General features: G+C 49.4%; 18 protein-coding genes and 1 riboswitch. Of the genes, 11 read left to right on the top strand and 7 right to left on the bottom strand.

All coding sequences use genetic code 11. From position 1 onward, the window contains the following. Nucleotide 1 precedes the first annotated feature (1 nt). Entirely contained in the window at nt 2-1,132 is a 1,131-nt protein-coding gene (locus Q0R17_RS02145) for an acyl-protein synthase (RefSeq protein ID WP_293931720.1), read from the bottom strand. A 48-nt stretch (nt 1,133-1,180) separates the two neighbouring features. Then, nucleotides 1,181-2,437: an MFS transporter gene (locus Q0R17_RS02140; RefSeq protein ID WP_293931718.1), complete on the bottom strand. Its 1,257-nt coding sequence runs from the start codon at nt 2,435-2,437 to the stop codon at nt 1,181-1,183. A gap of 961 nt (nt 2,438-3,398) precedes the next feature. Here Q0R17_RS02140 and Q0R17_RS02135 point away from each other — a divergent pair. From Q0R17_RS02135 to Q0R17_RS02085, 11 genes are all read left to right on the top strand, one after another. After that, nucleotides 3,399-3,875, top strand: coding sequence for a low molecular weight protein-tyrosine-phosphatase (locus Q0R17_RS02135; protein WP_293931716.1), 477 nt, complete (start codon nt 3,399-3,401; stop codon nt 3,873-3,875). A gap of 86 nt (nt 3,876-3,961) precedes the next feature. After that, nucleotides 3,962-4,092: riboswitch (yybP-ykoY riboswitch) on the top strand. An 86-nt stretch (nt 4,093-4,178) separates the two neighbouring features. Then, the gene (locus Q0R17_RS02130) at nt 4,179-4,748 is read left to right on the top strand and encodes a TMEM165/GDT1 family protein (RefSeq protein ID WP_293931714.1); all 570 of its coding nucleotides are present in this window, start codon (nt 4,179-4,181) and stop codon (nt 4,746-4,748) included. A gap of 85 nt (nt 4,749-4,833) precedes the next feature. Next, on the top strand, nt 4,834-6,126 hold the full coding sequence (locus Q0R17_RS02125) for an NCS2 family permease (protein ID WP_293931713.1): 1,293 nt from the start codon (nt 4,834-4,836) through the stop codon (nt 6,124-6,126). A gap of 9 nt (nt 6,127-6,135) precedes the next feature. Beyond that, nucleotides 6,136-6,696 carry an adenine phosphoribosyltransferase gene (locus Q0R17_RS02120; RefSeq protein WP_293931712.1) on the top strand — a complete coding sequence of 187 codons (561 nt, stop codon included), beginning with the start codon at nt 6,136-6,138 and terminating at the stop codon, nt 6,694-6,696. Nucleotides 6,697-6,811: 115 nt separating this feature from the next. Next, nucleotides 6,812-7,366: a hypoxanthine-guanine phosphoribosyltransferase gene (locus tag Q0R17_RS02115; RefSeq protein ID WP_293931711.1), complete on the top strand. Its 555-nt coding sequence runs from the start codon at nt 6,812-6,814 to the stop codon at nt 7,364-7,366. A 163-nt stretch (nt 7,367-7,529) separates the two neighbouring features. Continuing rightward, a complete protein-coding gene (locus Q0R17_RS02110; protein WP_293931710.1) occupies nt 7,530-9,206 on the top strand; it encodes a hypothetical protein in 1,677 nt (558 codons plus the stop codon). Nucleotides 9,207-9,312: 106 nt separating this feature from the next. Further along, nucleotides 9,313-10,560: a serine hydroxymethyltransferase gene (gene glyA / locus Q0R17_RS02105; protein WP_293931709.1), complete on the top strand. Its 1,248-nt coding sequence runs from the start codon at nt 9,313-9,315 to the stop codon at nt 10,558-10,560. Between the two features lie 261 nt (nt 10,561-10,821). Further along, the gene (gene nrdR, locus Q0R17_RS02100) at nt 10,822-11,274 is read left to right on the top strand and encodes a transcriptional regulator NrdR (protein ID WP_293931707.1); all 453 of its coding nucleotides are present in this window, start codon (nt 10,822-10,824) and stop codon (nt 11,272-11,274) included. 171 nt (nt 11,275-11,445) lie between these two features. Next, the gene (gene ribD, locus Q0R17_RS02095; RefSeq protein WP_293931706.1) at nt 11,446-12,573 is read left to right on the top strand and encodes a bifunctional diaminohydroxyphosphoribosylaminopyrimidine deaminase/5-amino-6-(5-phosphoribosylamino)uracil reductase RibD; all 1,128 of its coding nucleotides are present in this window, start codon (nt 11,446-11,448) and stop codon (nt 12,571-12,573) included. Next, nucleotides 12,563-12,736, top strand: coding sequence for a zinc-ribbon domain-containing protein (locus Q0R17_RS02090; protein ID WP_293931705.1), 174 nt, complete (start codon nt 12,563-12,565; stop codon nt 12,734-12,736). Before ribD ends, Q0R17_RS02090 begins: the two co-directional genes overlap by 11 nt. Then, nucleotides 12,737-13,444: a riboflavin synthase subunit alpha gene (locus Q0R17_RS02085; RefSeq protein WP_293931703.1), complete on the top strand. Its 708-nt coding sequence runs from the start codon at nt 12,737-12,739 to the stop codon at nt 13,442-13,444. Nucleotides 13,445-13,622: 178 nt separating this feature from the next. Here Q0R17_RS02085 and Q0R17_RS02080 read toward each other — a convergent pair whose 3' ends face one another. The 5 genes from Q0R17_RS02080 to Q0R17_RS02060 all read right to left on the bottom strand — a co-directional run bounded on the left by Q0R17_RS02080 (nt 13,623) and on the right by Q0R17_RS02060 (nt 18,034). Continuing rightward, the gene (locus tag Q0R17_RS02080; RefSeq protein ID WP_293931701.1) at nt 13,623-14,201 is read right to left on the bottom strand and encodes a hypothetical protein; all 579 of its coding nucleotides are present in this window, start codon (nt 14,199-14,201) and stop codon (nt 13,623-13,625) included. A 101-nt stretch (nt 14,202-14,302) separates the two neighbouring features. Continuing rightward, nucleotides 14,303-15,538, bottom strand: coding sequence for a beta-ketoacyl-ACP synthase (locus Q0R17_RS02075; protein WP_293931699.1), 1,236 nt, complete (start codon nt 15,536-15,538; stop codon nt 14,303-14,305). Between the two features lie 133 nt (nt 15,539-15,671). Beyond that, entirely contained in the window at nt 15,672-16,403 is a 732-nt protein-coding gene (fabG, locus tag Q0R17_RS02070; RefSeq protein ID WP_293931697.1) for a 3-oxoacyl-ACP reductase FabG, read from the bottom strand. Continuing rightward, nucleotides 16,396-16,857, bottom strand: a complete 462-nt coding sequence (locus Q0R17_RS02065) for a hotdog family protein (RefSeq protein WP_293931696.1) — start codon at nt 16,855-16,857, stop codon at nt 16,396-16,398. The genes fabG and Q0R17_RS02065 overlap by 8 nt, the downstream gene beginning before the upstream one ends. Then, a complete protein-coding gene (locus Q0R17_RS02060; protein WP_293931694.1) occupies nt 16,844-18,034 on the bottom strand; it encodes a beta-ketoacyl-ACP synthase in 1,191 nt (396 codons plus the stop codon). Before Q0R17_RS02060 ends, Q0R17_RS02065 begins: the two co-directional genes overlap by 14 nt. Nucleotides 18,035-18,044 lie beyond the last annotated feature (10 nt).

Genomic DNA, 18,044 nt, shown 5'->3' with positions numbered 1-18,044 from the left:
CTTAAGACTCCTTGATCAATTCAGATGCCGCCAGTGCACAGCTGCGGCTTTTACTGGTGCCTGCGCGTCCCAGTAGTTCAAACCAGTCGGTTTCGATGCCGCAGCCGCATTCATGGCCTGGGTGTAAGGTGGCCAAATCACTCATGATCACGCTATGGGCGGGGCTGGATGTGATGTAGGGCGATACGAAATGCAAAAAGCCCCTTGCGCCGTATGGTTGCGTGTCTAAAGTCGCTGGGTGGCGGATATAGGCGCGCGCATAGCTGGGAATATGGAAGCGATGCTTTGGGCATTCGATATAGGGTACTGGGTGTTCCACCGCGCCATAGCCATCTCGGCAGCGCACGTCTGGAATACCAAGTTGCTCACCCAAGCGTTGATACAACATGGTTTTAGGGATGATTTGGTCGGCGTGGGTTTTCCAACCACCGCCCAGAAATACCAATGAATCAGGGTGCAGCTTTAGGGCTGGATAGCCCATTTCCCGCATGCGCTCTAGCGCAAACCACAAAAATGCAGGGAAGCCAAAGATTCGTACCGGCAGGCCTTCTTCGGCAAACTCCTGTAAGGCCCTAATTACCCCAAACGGGTCGAACTCGTTACCGTGGCCGTTATGCCGCAAGGCATATACTGCGCGGTTGATTGGCGCGTATTTGCACAAAAACTGGTCGGTATAGGCGGTGCCAAGTGTGATTGCGCCAGCAGGCTCGTAACTTAACAACAGATAATTGCAGGGGGTGTCGGGCGTATTCCAGCCGTATAGCTTGAAGATACGGTCAACCATTGCTTGGGCGGCACCCAAGCTGCGCTCGTCATAGCGCATGCGGCTTTTTTGGCCGCTGGTGCCTGATGACGTTAACTCCAACGCTTCTTCACCCGCTTTGCTCAATACCAAGCGGCGCTTGAAATAATTGGCAAACAATGGAGGCAAACTCGACCAGTCGTTCACGTTTTCCAGCTTCGCCTTATCCCATCCATTGGACGCTAACCATTGGGCGTAGCCTGGCGACTCCTCGCAGTGATATTCCGTGAGCTCGCGCATTGCTGCGTTAAACAGCTGATCGCAAGCGGCATCGCTACGATAGGGGGATTCGATGGCGCACAGCGCATCGACATGGACGAGTGAGGCCACAAATGATCTCCTAGGCAAGATAAATGAACGGAAGCGGGTAGTTAAAAACTAAATCGTAACGGAGGCAGTTATGGGTGGGCGCTTAAGTAAGCAGCACAGTGGCCATAGCGCTAAACCCGCGCCAATACTGGCCGCAATGGCGAAAGCAGCCAGGCTGGTGCCTGCACCCAGCAGCGCAAGTGCCGAACTACCTAGGCCGATAGTGGCAACAGAAATCATCCCCAACATGGCGGCAACGGTGCCTTTGCTGCTCTCGCTGGCAAATAAGGTTTGCCGATAAAGCGTAGCGTTGCAAATGCCCATGCCAAAGGCGTAGATCGTTAAGCCCAGCACCACCGCTAATAAGTGGCCGGTTAGCAAGGTGGCTGCTAGCATAAAGAGTAAGCCCCCAAAAATTGGCCACAGCGATAAGCGGATCAGTGCATCAAGTTCAAAGCGGGTAACCAGATAATTTAAAGCTAGATTTCCGGCAATCAAACCAGCAAAAATGGGCAATTGCCACAGGCCGTAGGCAATAGAACTGAGCCCCAGATTATTCATCAGCAGCAAAGGTGCAAGGCCAATCCAGCCAATCAATGGGATGCTGATTAGCCCTAGAGCAAAGCTGCCTTGCATAAAGCGAGCATTGCTCAGTAGTTCACGGTAACTTGCCAAAATGCTGGCCAGATTAAGTGGTGCTGGCTCAAGCCGACTGCCATCTGTACGCGTAACACCGATGGTTTCAGGCATAAAAAACCACAGCCCGATTAAGACTAAGATGCCGCTCACACCCACGCCAACAAACAGCGTTCGCCACGTCACAAGCTCCAGCAGCATGCTGCCTAGTAAGGGGCCCAATAATGGCGACAGCAAGGCGATATTGGCCAATAGCGCCATAAGCCGCACCGCATCGGTTTCCTCAAAAGACTCTTGCAACGCGGGGTAACTCACCACCACCACAAAGCCCAGTGCAATACCCTGAATAAAGCGCAATACATTAAATACATAGATATCGCCCACCAAGGGGGTGATTAGGCACGCCACGGCAAACAGAGTTGCGCCAATTAACAACAGTGGACGACGGCCAAAACAATCCGACAAGGGGCCGATTAGCCATTGGAAGGCAACACCGCCTAGCAAATAAGCGTTCAAGGCGATAGGCACATGGCTAACGGGTGCATTAAGGTCTGCCACCACATACAACATGGCGGGCATTACGATATCGCTGCCGACGTAAATCAGTAGTTCAAACGTGGCGAGTAGTAAACAAAAAAACAGCGCCTGGCGGGAGGAAATCGGTAATAGCGAGCGGGTAAAGGAAGACATCGTGCCAACAATTTAGTTAAGTCAATCTGTGCGTTTAATCGGCAGGCTTTCGTATAGAGAAAACCCAGAAAGAAGGTGCGGAAAAATAAAGAAGCTACAAGTAGATAGATTTTCTTAAGTGTTTTTGAAACTTGGCCCTCTGAAGCAACCGCCATGATCAAAGTTATCGGAGCCTTTGAGCGCCGTTTTACTTTTCAGTAATGCCCCTAAATTAATATGTGTGGGGGAGGTGCTGATGGTGCATCGAAGTGACTGAAAGATATTTCTAATTTGCCGCCGATTGCGCTAATAAGGTGTATTGCGTAGTTATTGCCGAAGGCATTGTTTACGGCTGTATATTGGGCAGCTCCTAGAATGCAAACCTGATTAAGGTTGTTTTTTATTTTCTTTAAAGCGAATGGGGATTTCTATGGGTTATTTCTCATGTGGAAAGGCCATGCTTATCAAAAATTATGTTGAAACACGATAAATTCTTATTTAACAATTACAATTGTATTGTGTGGATTACTGGTTAATATAGGCAAATATTTACTTATGGCTGACGTAAATTTACAGAATAAAATGGTGATTGATGTTTTTTTGAATTTTTCTACAACACTCTAAATCGATAATTTAAAATGTAATGTATTGATTTTTTACATAAAAATGTATTCGTGTTTTGAGGTTTGCTTTAGGTTTATGACGAGCATGATGAGTGCCAGGTGAATAATGAAGTCTAAAACTAAGAAGTTAAGCGCGTATTGCTGACGGATGTGATTACTGATGGTGTCAGTTTCATGGCGGCGCCTATATTTTCTTGCAAAAGCCACCAAAGCAATCAATTAATCTTGAATGCCGACGGTGCAGGGCCGCATTGATATGGCTCTATATCTGCCATATAGAGCGTGCTAAGTTGTTAACTTATATTGGCAGTCATCATTTTTTTTAAAACGGTATGTTTATTTTAATTGGCTAATTTTTAATGAAAAAAGTTAAGGTGATTTTTGTGTGCACCGGAAACATCTGTAGAAGCCCTACTGCCGATGGGGTGATGCGGCAATGGGTGAAAGATGCGGGGCTAAGTCATGCCATTGAAGTGGACTCTGCCGGCACGCAGAATTATCACATTGGGGAGCCGCCAGATCGGCGTGCGCAAAGCCATGCTCAAAAACGTGGTTTTGACTTGTCTTTTTTGCGCGCCCGCAGCGTACAGCAGAGCGATTTTGCTGAGTTTGATTGGATTTTGGCGATGGATAATGGCCATTTAAAGGATTTACAACGGCAATGCCCGCCAGAATATCAGTCGCGGGTGAAATTATTTTTATCCTTTGCCCCTGTGCCCACTCAAAGTGAGGTGTTAGATCCTTATTATGGCGGCGCTGCTGGGTTTGAGGCGGTATTAGATCAAGTAGAGGCAGGGTGTGCCGCACTGCTAAATCACATTAAAACGGTCATTTGAGATATGTAAATAGTAGTTTGTACGGACGGTTTTTGTAATCTGGGATTGCAGCATGCATGACTGGTGGTTAAAATCCGCGCTTTGGTCTTCGGGGGAGTAGTCGCCTGCAGCGAGTTTGAAAGAACTGTTTGCGGGGAATACGTCAACATACTTGGATTGTTTGATCCATGGCGTATTCGGTTGGAGCTGTATTCTGAACGCAGAATATGGGTCAACTTGACAAGACCTGAGGTTCGTTCAGCATTTCCCGGGGTGGGCAATGCTGCGCGACCTCTATCCTGCCCGCCCCGGAAACACAACTCAATGATTGATACATTCCTTATTTCTACTGGTGTAGTAGCCATTGCCGAAATCGGCGATAAGACGCAATTACTCGCGTTAATCTTGGCTGCGCGCTTTCGACGCCCTTTGCCTATTATTCTGGGCATCTTTGTTGCGACTGTACTTAATCACTTTGCTGCGGGCTGGCTTGGGCTGCAAGTGGCGGGCTTAGTGTCGCCTGCTGTTTTGCGTTGGGTGATTGGCTTAGGCTTCTTAGCCATTGCCGTTTGGGCATTGATTCCCGATGAGATGGGTGAAGAAGAAGCCCAAATCAAGCCCTATGGTGCGTTCTTGGCCACCGCTGTGGCGTTCTTTTTGGCCGAAATCGGCGATAAAACTCAGGTTGTTACCGTTGCCTTGGCTCTTAAATACCAACCACTATGGGCGGTGATTGCAGGCACTACCTTAGGCATGATGATTGCCGATGTGCCTGCCGTGTTTGTGGGTAAGTGGATTGCGGCGCGGATGCATATTTTGCGATATGTTCGTTTTGTTGCCGCTGCTGTTTTTGCTTTGCTAGGGCTGTTGGCATTGCTGGGCATTGGCGGTTAATGGTGTGTGAGTCGGTCAGTATTGTGCGTGAATAACAAGCAATACAAGCCAACTTATTTGTTTTTTTTAACGGGGAAATGGGCTCATGCTCGAAGCATTGTTCAAATTAAAAGAACACGGTACTAATGTTAAAACCGAGGTCATCGCTGGGTTTACGACGTTTTTAACCATGGCCTATATTATTTTCGTCAATCCAGCCATTTTGGCGCAAACCGGTATGGATTTTAACGCCGTGTTTGTGGCGACGTGTTTGGCTGCGGCTTTTGGTACCGCTGTGATGGCGTTGTTGGCTAATTATCCAATTGCGCTGGCGCCAGGTATGGGTTTAAACGCTTACTTTACCTTTGCAGTTGTGAAAGGCATGGGCGTGCCTTGGCAAACGGCCTTAGGTGCGGTGTTTATTTCTGGCGTGATTTTTGTGCTGGTTTCCTCGTTTAAATTACGTGAAGTGCTGGTGAATGCGATTCCGCACTCACTAAAGCTGGCGATCTCAGCCGGTGTGGGCCTGTTTCTGGCCATTATTGGCTTGAAAAGCGCCGGTCTGATTACGGCATCACCGGTCACGATGGTGCAATTGGGCGATATTCATGCGCCTAGCACTTTATTGGCCGTGCTCGGCTTCTTTTTAATTGTGGCTTTGGAATATCGCAAGGTAAAAGGCGCCATCATTATTGGCGTGCTGGGTGTAACGCTATTGTCGATTTTATTCGGTTTAACCGAATTTAAAGGCGTGTTTTCTCCGCCGCCTTCAATTGCGCCAACCTTTATGCAAATGGATATTAAAAGTGCCTTCAATGCCGGTTTAATTGGCGTGGTGTTTATTTTCTTCTTTGTGGATCTATTCGATACAACCGGCACCTTAGTGGGTGTTGCGCATCGCTCAGGTCTTTTAGATAAAGATGGCAAATTGCCACGTTTAAAGAAAGCGCTGTTCGCTGATTCTTCTGCCATTATGGTAGGGGCTGCACTGGGTACATCCAGCGTAACGGCCTATGTTGAATCCGCTGCTGGTGTGGCTGCAGGCGGGCGTACTGGTCTGACTAGCTTAGTTGTGGCCATTTTATTCTTGGCGGCATTGTTTGTGGCGCCATTGGCGGGCACGGTGCCTGCTTATGCAACGGCCCCGGCGCTTTGCTATGTGGCGGTGTTGATGGCGCGTGGTTTGGCAGAGCTTGATTGGGACGATATTACGGAAGCGGCTCCGGCAGTGATTACAGCCGTGGGTATGCCATTTACCTATTCTATTGCCGATGGTATTGCCTTTGGTTTTATTAGCTACGCCGCTATTAAAATGCTGGCAGGTCGTTATAAAGATTTAAGCCCTGCGGTATTGATTATTACCGCGTTGTGGATTGTTAAATTTGCTGCATTTGGTTAAGGGAAGATAATGAGCATATTGCAGGCAGAGCCGCCATACGCAGATTATATTCGCGACCGCATTCGCACTGTGCCAAATTGGCCACAGGCGGGGGTGCAGTTTCGGGATATCACGCCGCTATTGCAGGATAAAAAAACCTTCCGTGTGTTGGTTGATATTTTTGTCCATCGCTATATGGATATGGGTTTAGATATGGTGGCTGGCGTAGATGCCCGTGGATTTATTCTGGGCGCGGTAGTGGCTTATGAGTTAAACCTTGGCTTTGTGCCAGTGCGTAAAAAAGGTAAATTACCTTTTTTGACCGTCGCGGAAGAATATGAGCTTGAATACGGCTCCGCTACGGTTGAAATACATACCGATGCCTGCAAAAAAGGCGATCGCGTATTGCTGATTGATGATTTAGTGGCAACTGGCGGCACCATGGTTGCTGCAGCTAAATTATTAGATCGCCTTGGCGCAACCGTTGTTGAGGCGGCTGCGATTGTTGATTTGCCAGAATTAGGCGGCTCAAAAATCGTACGTGAGCAGGGTATCCCACTGTTTACGGTTTGTGATTTCGCCGGGCATTAAAGATTTGTAGTGATGGCGTAGTGGCTTAGTCCTATTTAGCGAGCATCTGTTGACTGCTAAGCCACCTATTAAAAAGCGCCATCCGTTTTTCATTTGAATAAAAAGGTACACCATCGTGACCCTAGAACTCCCTGAAGCCCAAACGATTATTGACAATTCGGATTGCTTGCACGGCGAGGCCGAAGTATTAGCCGCGCTAGATCGCATGGCAGAGGCAATGACGGCTGATTTACAGTACGCCAACCCGATTGTTTACACCGTGATGAATGGTGGGCTGATTGTGTCAGGGCATTTATTGCCACGCTTACGCTTCCCCCTAGAAGTGTCTTATATGCACGCCACACGTTATCGTAAAGAAACCAGCGGCGGTATGTTGGATTGGAAGGTAAAACCACAAGAAAGCATGAAAGGCCGCGTGGTGGTGATCGTGGATGACATCTTAGATGAAGGCCACACATTGGCGGCTATCTTGGAATTCTGTCGTGAGCAGGGTGCAAAAGAAGTTCGCGTGGCGGTATTGGTTGATAAAAAACATGACCGTAAGGCTGTTGGCGTAAGCGCAGATTACGTGGGTCTAGAGGTTGAAGATCGCTTCCTGTTTGGTTGCGGCATGGATTACCAAGGCTATTGGCGCAATACGCTCGCTATTTATGCGGTAAAAGGCATGTAATGCGTGTTGGGTCGTTTTAAAGCGGCCATGTAATTTGTTTGAGCTAAAAACCCCTTATTTACTGACGTGTAAATAAGGGGTTTTTGCATATTGGGCCGTGATTTGCTTGCTGCTGCCCGTGTTCTGCTGCGTGATGATCTATTCTAATCAAAAGGGGAACTTAATGAGCGAAGCAGATGAAATTATGGTGCGCCATTTTAGGCAAATTCTCATTTGGCCTTTGCAAATGATGCCGCTTGCCCAGCCACTTGGTGGGGCGGATGTGATGGGGCGGCATTGGGAACTTATGAAACAGCTGGTAGATGTTGATTCGCCATGGCAGCTGCGTCCTTCGGTATTTGATATGGATCCGCAGGCTTTTCAAGAGCGGCATTATCGTGAATTCGTTACCTTTTTGCCCTATGTACAGCGGTTTTTATATGGAGAAGGCGCGGCAGAAGCGGCAAATACCGATAGCTACGGAGGCTCTCCGCTGCATGTGTTTCGTCGTCATGATATTTGCTCGGTACGCATGCATTACAAAGATGGCACGCGGCAAGACTTTAAAGTAGCCCACGTTGATCTGTATTTTTTTTACGATATTGATATCGTAATTCTCGCCCTAGAAATCTTGGCTGATAACGTGCCGCTTAGTCGTGCGCAAGACACCTTGTTTCGCTTTGGCCGTGCTTTTCCTGCGCAGTGGGATGAAGACCATACTGCCGCAAGCTGCTTGCAAACTGTGAAGTGGCTAGATGCCAAAGGCGGCGTGATTGCAGTATCTGATTACGATGATAAATCTAAATTTCTGTCGCATGTGGGCGAGTTTCGCGCCGCCCCAATGGCACAGCATTGGGATTCCTTATTGCGGCCTTTGGTGCTGCATCATTCCGAGGAAGAAGGCGAGCTACGCTATCGCCAAATTGAATATCACCGTATGCCGCTAATGGCTTATCTGGCCTTTGATGATCCTTTTGATTTAACGGATGAAGATTTTTACCGCCTAGGTTTGGTGACTCGCCCCGCCCAAGGAGGAGATTTGCCCTATACGGCCAAGGTGTTTCAGGAGTTTGAAGCCCATTGTTGCTATGATCGTTTTTGGGTGCCAGAGCGGCGACATGATTCATCCTCAACCCGCATGATGTGTGATGGTCACGCCTTTGTCTTGATTGGAAAACACGGACATGGTTTTTTTAGTGACCCTTACACGGGGGCTTTAGGGCAGTTCCGTCATCAATATTTTTTATTGATGACGATTGCGCACTTCCATAAGGCTGCATTATTGATTTTTTCGGATCGGCTAGCGGTGGCCTTGTCACGGTTGCAGGTTGGCGATGCAAAATCCTCTCGACGTTTTAAGCGTGATATTCGCGTATTACAAGAAGCTTTTTTACGCTTTACCCAGCGTTACTGGTTTAGTGAGATTTCTAATCAAGTGGTGGCCGATCAGCTATTTCATATGGCGCGCCGTCATTTGGGGACCGAGGCCTTATTTGCGGAGGTGAGGGAGTCGATCCATAGTATGAGCCAATACTTAGAAAACGATGATTTGCGCCGCCAAGCCGATACCGTGGTGCGCTTAACCGTGGTGACTATTTTGGGCTTGGTAGGGACAACCGTGACGGGCTTCTTGGGGATGAATTTGTTTGATTTGGCTCATGAGGCCGCTTGGCTAAGAATTGGCTACTTTTTTGCGACCTTTATCCCCATTGCTGCGCTGACTTTTTACTCGCTAATGAAATCGCGTATGCTTTCAGAGTTCCTAGATTTCATGTCAGATGATCGCATGGGTTTCCAAGATAAATTAAAGATTATTCACCATCAGTGGCGTAAAAAAAAGCAAGCTAGGGATGAATTATGAACGTGGATCATGATTTATCACGAATTCCTCAATTGGCAAAACAGCTTGCCGTGTTAGAATCCTGCGCTATTCCTTATTCCCAACCGACTTACGGAAGCGCCAATCTATGTTCTCCAAGTCCGCTACTATCGCCCAATTTGATCCAGATCTAGCTGCAGCCATTGCCGGTGAAGTTGTTCGCCAGCATGAGCACATTGAGCTGATCGCGTCAGAAAATTACACTAGCCCTGCTGTGATGGAAGCGCAAGGCTCACAACTGACCAATAAATACGCCGAAGGTTATCCTGGTAAGCGTTTTTATGGTGGTTGTGAATTTGTTGATACGGTTGAGCAGTTGGCCATTGATCGGGTTAAAGCCTTGTTTGGCGCAGAGTACGCCAATGTGCAGCCGCACTCTGGCTCGCAAGCCAACCAAGCGGTGTACTTTTCTATTCTGAAGCCGGGCGATACCGTCATGGGTATGAACCTAGGCCACGGTGGCCACCTTACACACGGCTCGCCAGCTAATTTATCCGGTAAGCTATTTAATATAGTGGCTTACGGCCTGAACGAAAACGAAGAAATTGATTACGACGATATGGAACGCGTAGCGCTTGAAACCAAGCCTAAGCTTTTGATCGGCGGTGCTTCTGCTTACGCTTTGCGCTTTGATTGGGCGCGTATGCGTGAAATTGCCGACAAGGTGGGCGCTTACTTTATGGTGGATATGGCGCATTACGCCGGTTTGATTGCTGCAGGTGTGTATCCAAACCCAGTGCCACACGCTCACTTTGTAACGTCAACCACGCATAAAACATTGCGCGGCCCGCGTGGTGGCTTGATCTTGGCCAAAGCTGAGTTCGAAAAGTCAATCAACTCTAATGTATTCCCAACGCTGCAAGGCGGCCCTTTGATGCATGTAATTGCCGCCAAAGCGATTGCATTTAAAGAAGCAGCAAGCCCAGAATTTAAAGTGTACCAAGAGCAAGTATTGAAAAACGCACAAGCTATGGCTGCAACCTTGATTGAGCGTGGCTTACGTGTGATTTCTGGTCGTTCAGAATCGCATATGTTTTTGGTTGATCTGCGCTCAAAAGGGCTGACCGGTAAGGCAGCGGATGCTGTATTAGGCTTGGCACATATCACCGTCAATAAAAACGCCATCCCTAATGATCCAGAAAGCCCATTTGTGACTTCGGGTATTCGTTTGGGTTCCCCAGCGATCACCACCCGTGGTTTTAAAGAAGCTGAAGCGATCATCGTGGCAAACTTGATTGCTGATGTATTGGATAATCCAACGGATGAAGCCAATATCGCAGCCGTGGCCGTAAAAGTAAAAGAACTAACCGCCCGTTTCCCAGTTTACGGCGCTTAAATTCGCTATAAAAAACCCAAGTCTTAAAACACGGAGTGAAAGAGGACACGGAGTCACACGGAGAAAGTCAAAAAAGTGTTTGGCTTTCTTTGGAAAGATGCTGCGCCATTTTTAGCTGGACCTTGTCTGTTTAAAGGTCTGTTTAAAAGCTAAGTCTGAGCATTGTGTCGGTTTTCTCCGTGAAACTCCGTGTTCTCGGTGTCCTCCGTGGTTTGAGGTTTGGGTTTTGTTTATTTCTACAATGTTCTTTGCGGGGTTGTGATGAAGTGCCCCTTCTGTGGTTCCCCTGATACGCTGGTCGCTGACTCGCGTATATCTGATGAAGGCGATTTGGTTCGCCGTCGCCGCCGTTGCCCTGTGTGCGATAAACGCTTTACTACTTTTGAAACTGCCGAAGTGCGCCTGCCGCAGGTGGTAAAGCAAAATGGTCAGCGTGCCGAATTTGATCGTGAAAAAATCCGCACCAGCTTTGAGCGCGCCCTACATAAACGGCCAGTACCCACGCCGCTGGTGGACGAAGCTATTCTTAGAATTATTCAAAAAGCATTGTCTTTAGGCGATAGAGAAATCATGAGCCGCCAGATTGGCGAAATGGTGATGTCTGAACTCGCCAAGCTCGACAAAGTCGCCTATATCCGCTTTGCCTCCGTATACCGCTCCTTCCAAGACGTCGATGATTTCCGCGATGTGATACGGGAAGTGAGTAAGGAATAACGTTTTTTATGCTGAAATAAACCCAAATCTTGAACCACGGAGGACACAGAGAACACGGAGTTTCACGGAGAAAACCTTTCCTATGTTTTTCTCCGTGGCCCTCTGTGTTCTCCCTTTTCTCCGTGGTTCAATATTTGGGTTTATGAGCCTTATTTTTACACCGGTAAACCCATGAACAGTATCGATCATCAATATATGCAGCTGGCTTTGCAGCAGGCGGCTTTGGGGCAGAATAGCGCTTCGCCTAACCCCTCTGTTGGCTGCGTGTTGGTGAAAGACGGGCAGGTGGTGGGCGTGGGGTTTAGTCAGCCAGCGGGTGGTGGTGTGGTGAAGGGGGCTCCTGGTGCGCATGCCGAGGTGATGGCTTTAAGTGTTGCGGGTGATTTGGCCCTTGGTGCTACGGCTTATGTCACGCTGGAGCCTTGCAGCCATTATGGCCGCACACCGCCTTGCGCCGATGCTTTGCTGAAAGCGGGAGTAGTGCGTGTGGTCGCCGCGCTGACTGATCCTAATCCGCTGGTGGCGGGCCAAGGCTTAGCACGTTTGGCGGCGGCAGGTGTTGAAGTGAGTTCGGGCGTTTTGTACGCCGCAGCGCTGGAGCATCACAAAGGCTTTATCAGCCGTATGCTGCGATCCCGTCCTTGGGTGACGGTTAAAATGGGCGCAAGTTTAGATGGGCGCACTGCGCTCGCCAATGGGCAGTCACAATGGATTACCGGCCCAGCGGCAAGGTCTGATGTACAAAAACTCCGCGCCCGATCTTGCGCCATGCTGACCGGCATCGGCACGGTGCTGGCCGATGATCCGCAGCTGACGGTGCGAGAATTCGGAGTAGACAGACAGCCGCTGCGTGTGGTGGTGGATAGCCAGCTTCGCACCCCTGTAGCGGCCAAGTTATTTAATCAGGCAGGCGTATTGATTGTTGGCGCTCAGGATGATGAGTCAAAGCGTCATGCCTTAGAAGCCGCAGGGGCCGAAGTCTTGATTTTGGCCGATGCTCAGGGCCGCGTTGATTTGACTGCTTTACTGAATGAACTAGGCCGCCGAGGCTGCAACCAAGTAACGGTTGAGGCGGGCGGCATTTTAGTTGGAGCGCTGTTTCAAGCGGGTTTGGTGGATGAAATGCTGCTTTATCAAGCCCCAGTGCTGATTGGCGACACCGCCAAAGGCATCGCTACACTTGATTTAACTGATCTAAACCATAAGCTACAAGCTAAGGTATTAGAGCGCCGCTTAGTTGGAGACGATTTGCGTCTTACACTGCGCTTTACCGATGCTGGAGAATTTTATGCCAAATGAAATTGTGCAAGAAGCTGTACCCATTTGCCCAGATTGTAAGCGTCCGCTAGACGTGATTGCTGCCTGTGGTTCGATTAGTTATTTTTGTGATCACTGTAATTTGCTGAAGTCGTCTAAACGCGTGCATGCAGCAAACCCAGAGCTATTTAAGGACAAAGAATAAATGTTTACCGGTATTGTGCAGGGTGTGGCCCGTATTGCAGCAATTGAAGACCGTGAAGGGATTCGTAGTTTTCGTATCGCTTTTCCGGCGGGGTTTTGCCAAGATATTCAAATTGGTGCTTCAGTTGCCATTGATGGCGTTTGTTTAACGGTGACTGAAATTTTTGAACAAGACAGCGCTAGCTTTGATGTGATGCTACAAAGCTTGCGGGTGACTTCCTTGGGCCAGCATGGGGTAGGCAGCAGCGTAAATGCTGAACGTGCAGCCAAAGACGGCGCAGAAATTGGCGGCCATCCGCTATCAGGCCACGTCGATTTTACCGCCACTTTGCTGGATATTCGTAAAGATCAGGAGAACTGCTGCTTTAGAATTGGTGTAGCAAAACAATGGATGAAATACATCTTTGCCAAAGGCTATATCGCCCTAGACGGTGCTAGCCTGACCGTATCTGAAACCAATAAGGTGGAAGGTTGGTTTGAAGTATGGCTGATCCCCGAAACACGCCGGATGACGGTGTTTGAAGGTAAGCAAGTGGGTAGCTGGTTCAATGTGGAAATCGAACGGGCCACGCAGGTGGTGGTGGATACGGTAAGAGACGCGCTAGATGAAAAACTTGGCGCACTGATGCCCGCATTAGAAGCACTACTTGCCCAGCAGGGGGTGGATGTTTACGCGCTGGCCGCGCCTGCCGCTTTAAAAAAGCCTTAAATCTATAGTCGCAGAGAGGCCTATGAGAGTACTAAGCACATAGAGAAAACACGAGAGCGTTTTTTCTCTATGAGTTTTTGATTGAGAAGGTGCGTCATTAATGAGTGGTGGATTTTATTGAGCAAGACAGATGAATTTCTCAAATTCATCTGTCTTGCTCAATAATAATTAATAGAATTTAGCTGGACTTTGCAGGCTCAATATTTTTTGATGTTGTATTTGCTACTGGCTCTTTATTCTCTTTTGCAGAAGGGTCATCTTTAATATCGGCATCTTCTTTAATGATATAGCTTGAGTCTTTTATCCAATAAGCTAAATCTTTGCCGATCGCTATTGCGGTGCGATCAAGGATAGAGCAGGTGCCACGAAAACCACCCCAGAGTCCACCAATGGACCAGCGGTTTAATTTTGTTTGGCGCTTAACTTTGCCATTTTCTAGAAGCTCCGCGACCACGGTAATTGATTTTGGGCCGCTAAAACCACCTCCGCCCACGCCTGTGACGCGGGCAATTCTTAGGCGCAGTACATCGCCATCTACTTTGCTAACATCGGCTGCAACGGTCCCTTCGCCGTGATTAAGTTGGGCCATGCTGCTTCCAACACGTTTAGCCAGTAGCTCTTCAATATTGCATTCTTCCCTAACCCTATTAATAACACTGGCATCGGCTAAATATTGAACGGGTGTTTCAAGGTATGTTTTTTCGCTGGCCATTACAGAGCTAGAGCCAAGCATTAAAAATATGATTGCTAATTTCATTATGTCTAACCTTAAGTTTAAAAAAGAGCTTGTTATTTAAAATGTTTTAGTTGTTCAGTCATTACTATATCGCAGTTGATTTTTTTTCTTCGCAGCAGTAATTAACGCCAGCGTTTAAAAATTAAAGAAGTATTGATTCCGCCAAAGGCAAAGTTATTACTCATCACGATATCGCAATCTAAATGACGGCCATCGCCAGTGATGTAATCTAATGGCGCACAGCGCGGGTCGGGCTCGGTTAGGTTAATGGTGGGGGCAAACCAGCCGCTATTCATCATTTCAATGCTGATCCATGCTTCCAGCGCGCCACAAGCCCCCAATGTGTGGCCCATATAACTTTTTAGCGAGCTAATGGGGGTATCTGCGCCAAACACATCAAAAGTGGCTTTTGATTCGGCAATGTCGCCGTGATCGGTGGCGGTGCCGTGGGCGTTGATATAGGCAATATCGGCAGGCTGCAGCTGCGCGTCGGCCAAGCTTAAACGAATGGCCTGCGCCATAGTGGCGTAATTAGGATGGGTAACGTGGCTGCCATCGCTATTGCTGCCAAAACCGACGATTTCTGCATAGATGTGTGCGCCGCGCGCCAGTGCGTGTTCTAGCTCTTCTAGCACCAGTGTGCCTGCACCTTCGCCAATGACTAAGCCATCACGTTTTACATCAAAGGGGCGTGGCGTAGCGTGGGGGGTGTCGTTTTGTACACTGGTGGCAAATAGGGTGTCAAATACGGCGGCTTCAGTAGCGTCTAGCTCCTCCGCACCACCGGCCAACATGGCGGTTTGCCTGCCAAATTTGATAGCTTCATAGGCGTAACCTATGCCTTGGCTGCCCGAAGTGCATGCGCTGGAGGTGGTGATAATACGGCCAGTAATACCCAAAAATACGCCAATATTAACCGCTGCCGTATGCGACATCATTTTGATGTAGGTGGTGGCATTGATGCCCTCGGTGCTTTTTTCGGCCATCATTCGGCCAAAGTCACCAATGGCTTTTGGCGTGCCCGCAGACGATCCATAGGCAATGCCCATCTGGCCGCTCTTGACTAGAGTGTTATCAAGTAAGCCGGCGTCGATCAGTGCCAGCTCGCTAGCACGGGTGGCCATTAACGCCACGCGGCCCATGCTGCGAGTGCTTTTTCGGTTGTAATGCGCAGGCAGCTCAAACGGTGCGGCAGGCGCGCCCAGCTGCGTATTAAGGCCTTCAAATACCTGCCATTCTGGCATGATTTGGATGGCATTTTTGCCCGCTTTTAGGGCCGTTTCAACGGTTTTCCAATTGTTCCCCAAAGGGCTAATGGCACCAATGCCGGTGATGACAACCCGTTTCATCCTGTTCATCCTCTATTCACCAAAATGAGATATCTGGCGTCTTTCTGCATTAAAAATCTGGCAATAGCTGCGATTTCTGCTGGTTTGCCTTGCCATTTGCGGGGGCTTTGAATTGAGCCAATCCCAGTGATCACCGCGTGTTTCATCCTATTAACCCTCCATTAACCGAAATGACTTGGCGGGTGATATAGGCGGCGTCTTCCTGCATTAAAAAGCTGACTGCGGCTGCCACTTCTTCTGGTTTTCCCATGCGTTTGGCTGGGATGATTTTCATGGCTTCTTCTAATACGCGCTCGTCCACCATTTCGGTATCGATTAGACCAGGGGCCACGCAGTTCACCGTAATGCCTCGGCTGGCTAATTCCACCGCCAGTGCCTTGGTTGCGCCAATAATCCCCGCTTTGGCAGCGCTGTAATTGACTTGTCCACGGTTGCCGATGAGGCCAGAAACGGAAGAAAGCGTAACAATTCGCCCCGGTTTGCGTTGCCGCACCATAGGCATGGTCAGGGGGTGCAGTACATTGTAAAAACTATCTAAATTGGTATGGATAACCGCATCCCAGTCTTCCCCAGGCATGGCCGGAAAAGCATTATCTAGCGCGATACCTGCATTGCAAACCACGCCGTAATAGCAGCCGTGCGCTTCGATGTCGGCAAGTAATATATCCGCGGTCTGGCTGCGGTTGGCAACGTCAAACTGCAGAATGCGGCTGCTTTGCCCAAGTGCGGTGATCTCTGCTGCAATACTTTGTGCTGCATCGATACGGCTTTTGCAATGCAGTACGATATCAAAACCATCTGCAGCCAAGCGCCGTGCAATGGCGCGCCCAATGCCTCGGCTAGATCCGGTGACAAGAATTGTTTTATTACTCATTACAATTACCTTTTAAAAATGCACTGGCATCAAGCGGTTCAAAGACGGTGAGTGCAGCTTGTGCCACTTCTTGATCATTAATCACAATCTTGCAATCAAACTGGCCTAGGCCATTGTCGGCCTGAAAAGTTCTGCTGATATGGATATTTAACCGCTGCCCCTCGCTAAACTCACTGACGCTGCAGCTATAGCGGCGGCTGCCTAGCAAAAAGCCGATTTTAGGTGGCTGGCCGCTTAAGCGGGCGTGCCAGCCGGCCCATGCGGCAACGGTTTGGGCCATATATTCGATGCCCACCCAGCTACCCACGCCAGAGCCGCTAAAAAACAAATTATCTGCGCGGATGGTGACTTCGGCTTCAAACTGCTTGTCGTCCCCTTGGATGGCACGGTCGAGCAGTAGCATGCTGGCGGAGTGGGGCATGATGTCGCCAATGGCGTATTCAATGGGCGTCATCTTGCGGCCCCGTGGTTTTTTTAAAAATCAGCACTGCGTTGCTGCCGCCAAAAGCAAATGAATTGCTTAAAACGTACTGCAGTTTGGCGTTTTGCCCAGCTTTAACTAAAGCCAGCGGTGCAATTGTGGGGTCGATCGCCTCATCCCACCAGTGTGGGGGGAGTTGTTCATTAGGGTTGCCATGGAGTGTTAAGTAGCACAGTGCCGCCTCAATTGCGCCCGCCGCGCCTAGAGTATGGCCGGTAAGGGGTTTGGTGGAGCTGCAGGGTACTTGGGCACCAAATAGCTGGTTAACGGCTAGGCTTTCCATCGCATCATTTTGCTGAGTAGCGGTGCCGTGCAGATTGATATAGTCAATTTGCTCTGGCATGAGCTCGGCGCGATTAAGCGCCTGCTGCATGGCGCTGATAGCCCCTTGGCCGCTTGGATCGGGGGCGGAGATATGGTGAGCGTCTGAGGTTTCTCCCCAGCCCACTAAGGCCACCGGCCCCGCTGCTTTACTCATCAGAAAAAGGGCCGCGCCTTCGCCGATATTGATGCCGTGGCGGTTGATGCTCATGGGTAGGCAGCGCTCGCTGCTAACCGACTCCAAGGCTGCAAAGCCCGCTACGGTGAAATCACATAGTGAATCCACGCCGCCACAAATGACGGCATCGCATAGCCCCGCATTGAGCAGCCGCGCTGCGCTGGCCATGGCTTTTGCGCTGGATGAGCAGGCGGTGGAAATCACTAAAGAAGGCCCTGCCAGTTTTAATAGTGTGCTGAGGCACGCCGCTGGAGAGCCTAACTCTTGCTGGGCAATATGAAAACGCTCAGGAAGCTGGCCGGTTTGCAAGTGCTGTGCAATGGCGCTCTGCGCTTCGCCAATCCCTGAAGTGCTGGTGCCTAACACAATGCCAATGCGATGTGCGCCAAGGCGGGCAATGGCTTCATCCACGGCGGGCCGAATTTGCACTAGGGCGCTTAGCAGCAGCGCATTGTTACGGCTTCGCAACTCTGCAGGTAAAACGCTGCAGTCTGCCAGTGGTTTAGTGACTGCGCCTAAAGGCAGGGATATGCCGAGGCTGGGCTGGGGGGTAACTCCGCTGGGGGCGTCAGCAAATAGCGCTTTGCGCACGGCATGACTACCCTCGCCTAGAGCGCAAATGATGCCTAAATGATTAAGGTAAATACTCATGGTGTGTTTT

The sequence above is a fragment of the Iodobacter sp. genome (assembly GCF_025352645.1).
GTDB lineage: Bacteria > Pseudomonadota > Gammaproteobacteria > Burkholderiales > Chitinibacteraceae > Iodobacter.
The sequence above is the reverse complement of the archived record's forward strand: the minus strand, read 5'-3'. Positions and strand labels throughout refer to the sequence as shown.

What these genes read in the sequence shown, in the direction of transcription:
- Q0R17_RS02130 (WP_293931714.1), top strand. Translation starts at nt 4,179, where the DNA reads ATGATTGATACATTCCTTATTTCTACTGGTGTAGTAGCCATTGCCGAA.
- Q0R17_RS02080 (WP_293931701.1), bottom strand. Translation starts at nt 14,201, where the DNA reads ATGAAATTAGCAATCATATTTTTAATGCTTGGCTCTAGCTCTGTAATG.
- Q0R17_RS02140 (WP_293931718.1), bottom strand. Translation starts at nt 2,437, where the DNA reads ATGTCTTCCTTTACCCGCTCGCTATTACCGATTTCCTCCCGCCAGGCG.
- nrdR (WP_293931707.1), top strand. Translation starts at nt 10,822, where the DNA reads ATGAAGTGCCCCTTCTGTGGTTCCCCTGATACGCTGGTCGCTGACTCG.
- Q0R17_RS02110 (WP_293931710.1), top strand. Translation starts at nt 7,530, where the DNA reads ATGAGCGAAGCAGATGAAATTATGGTGCGCCATTTTAGGCAAATTCTC.
- Q0R17_RS02060 (WP_293931694.1), bottom strand. Translation starts at nt 18,034, where the DNA reads ATGAGTATTTACCTTAATCATTTAGGCATCATTTGCGCTCTAGGCGAG.
- Q0R17_RS02135 (WP_293931716.1), top strand. Translation starts at nt 3,399, where the DNA reads ATGAAAAAAGTTAAGGTGATTTTTGTGTGCACCGGAAACATCTGTAGA.
- Q0R17_RS02085 (WP_293931703.1), top strand. Translation starts at nt 12,737, where the DNA reads ATGTTTACCGGTATTGTGCAGGGTGTGGCCCGTATTGCAGCAATTGAA.
- Q0R17_RS02125 (WP_293931713.1), top strand. Translation starts at nt 4,834, where the DNA reads ATGCTCGAAGCATTGTTCAAATTAAAAGAACACGGTACTAATGTTAAA.
- fabG (WP_293931697.1), bottom strand. Translation starts at nt 16,403, where the DNA reads ATGAGTAATAAAACAATTCTTGTCACCGGATCTAGCCGAGGCATTGGG.
- ribD (WP_293931706.1), top strand. Translation starts at nt 11,446, where the DNA reads ATGAACAGTATCGATCATCAATATATGCAGCTGGCTTTGCAGCAGGCG.
- Q0R17_RS02065 (WP_293931696.1), bottom strand. Translation starts at nt 16,857, where the DNA reads ATGACGCCCATTGAATACGCCATTGGCGACATCATGCCCCACTCCGCC.
- Q0R17_RS02090 (WP_293931705.1), top strand. Translation starts at nt 12,563, where the DNA reads ATGCCAAATGAAATTGTGCAAGAAGCTGTACCCATTTGCCCAGATTGT.
- Q0R17_RS02120 (WP_293931712.1), top strand. Translation starts at nt 6,136, where the DNA reads ATGAGCATATTGCAGGCAGAGCCGCCATACGCAGATTATATTCGCGAC.
- Q0R17_RS02075 (WP_293931699.1), bottom strand. Translation starts at nt 15,538, where the DNA reads ATGAACAGGATGAAACGGGTTGTCATCACCGGCATTGGTGCCATTAGC.
- glyA (WP_293931709.1), top strand. Translation starts at nt 9,313, where the DNA reads ATGTTCTCCAAGTCCGCTACTATCGCCCAATTTGATCCAGATCTAGCT.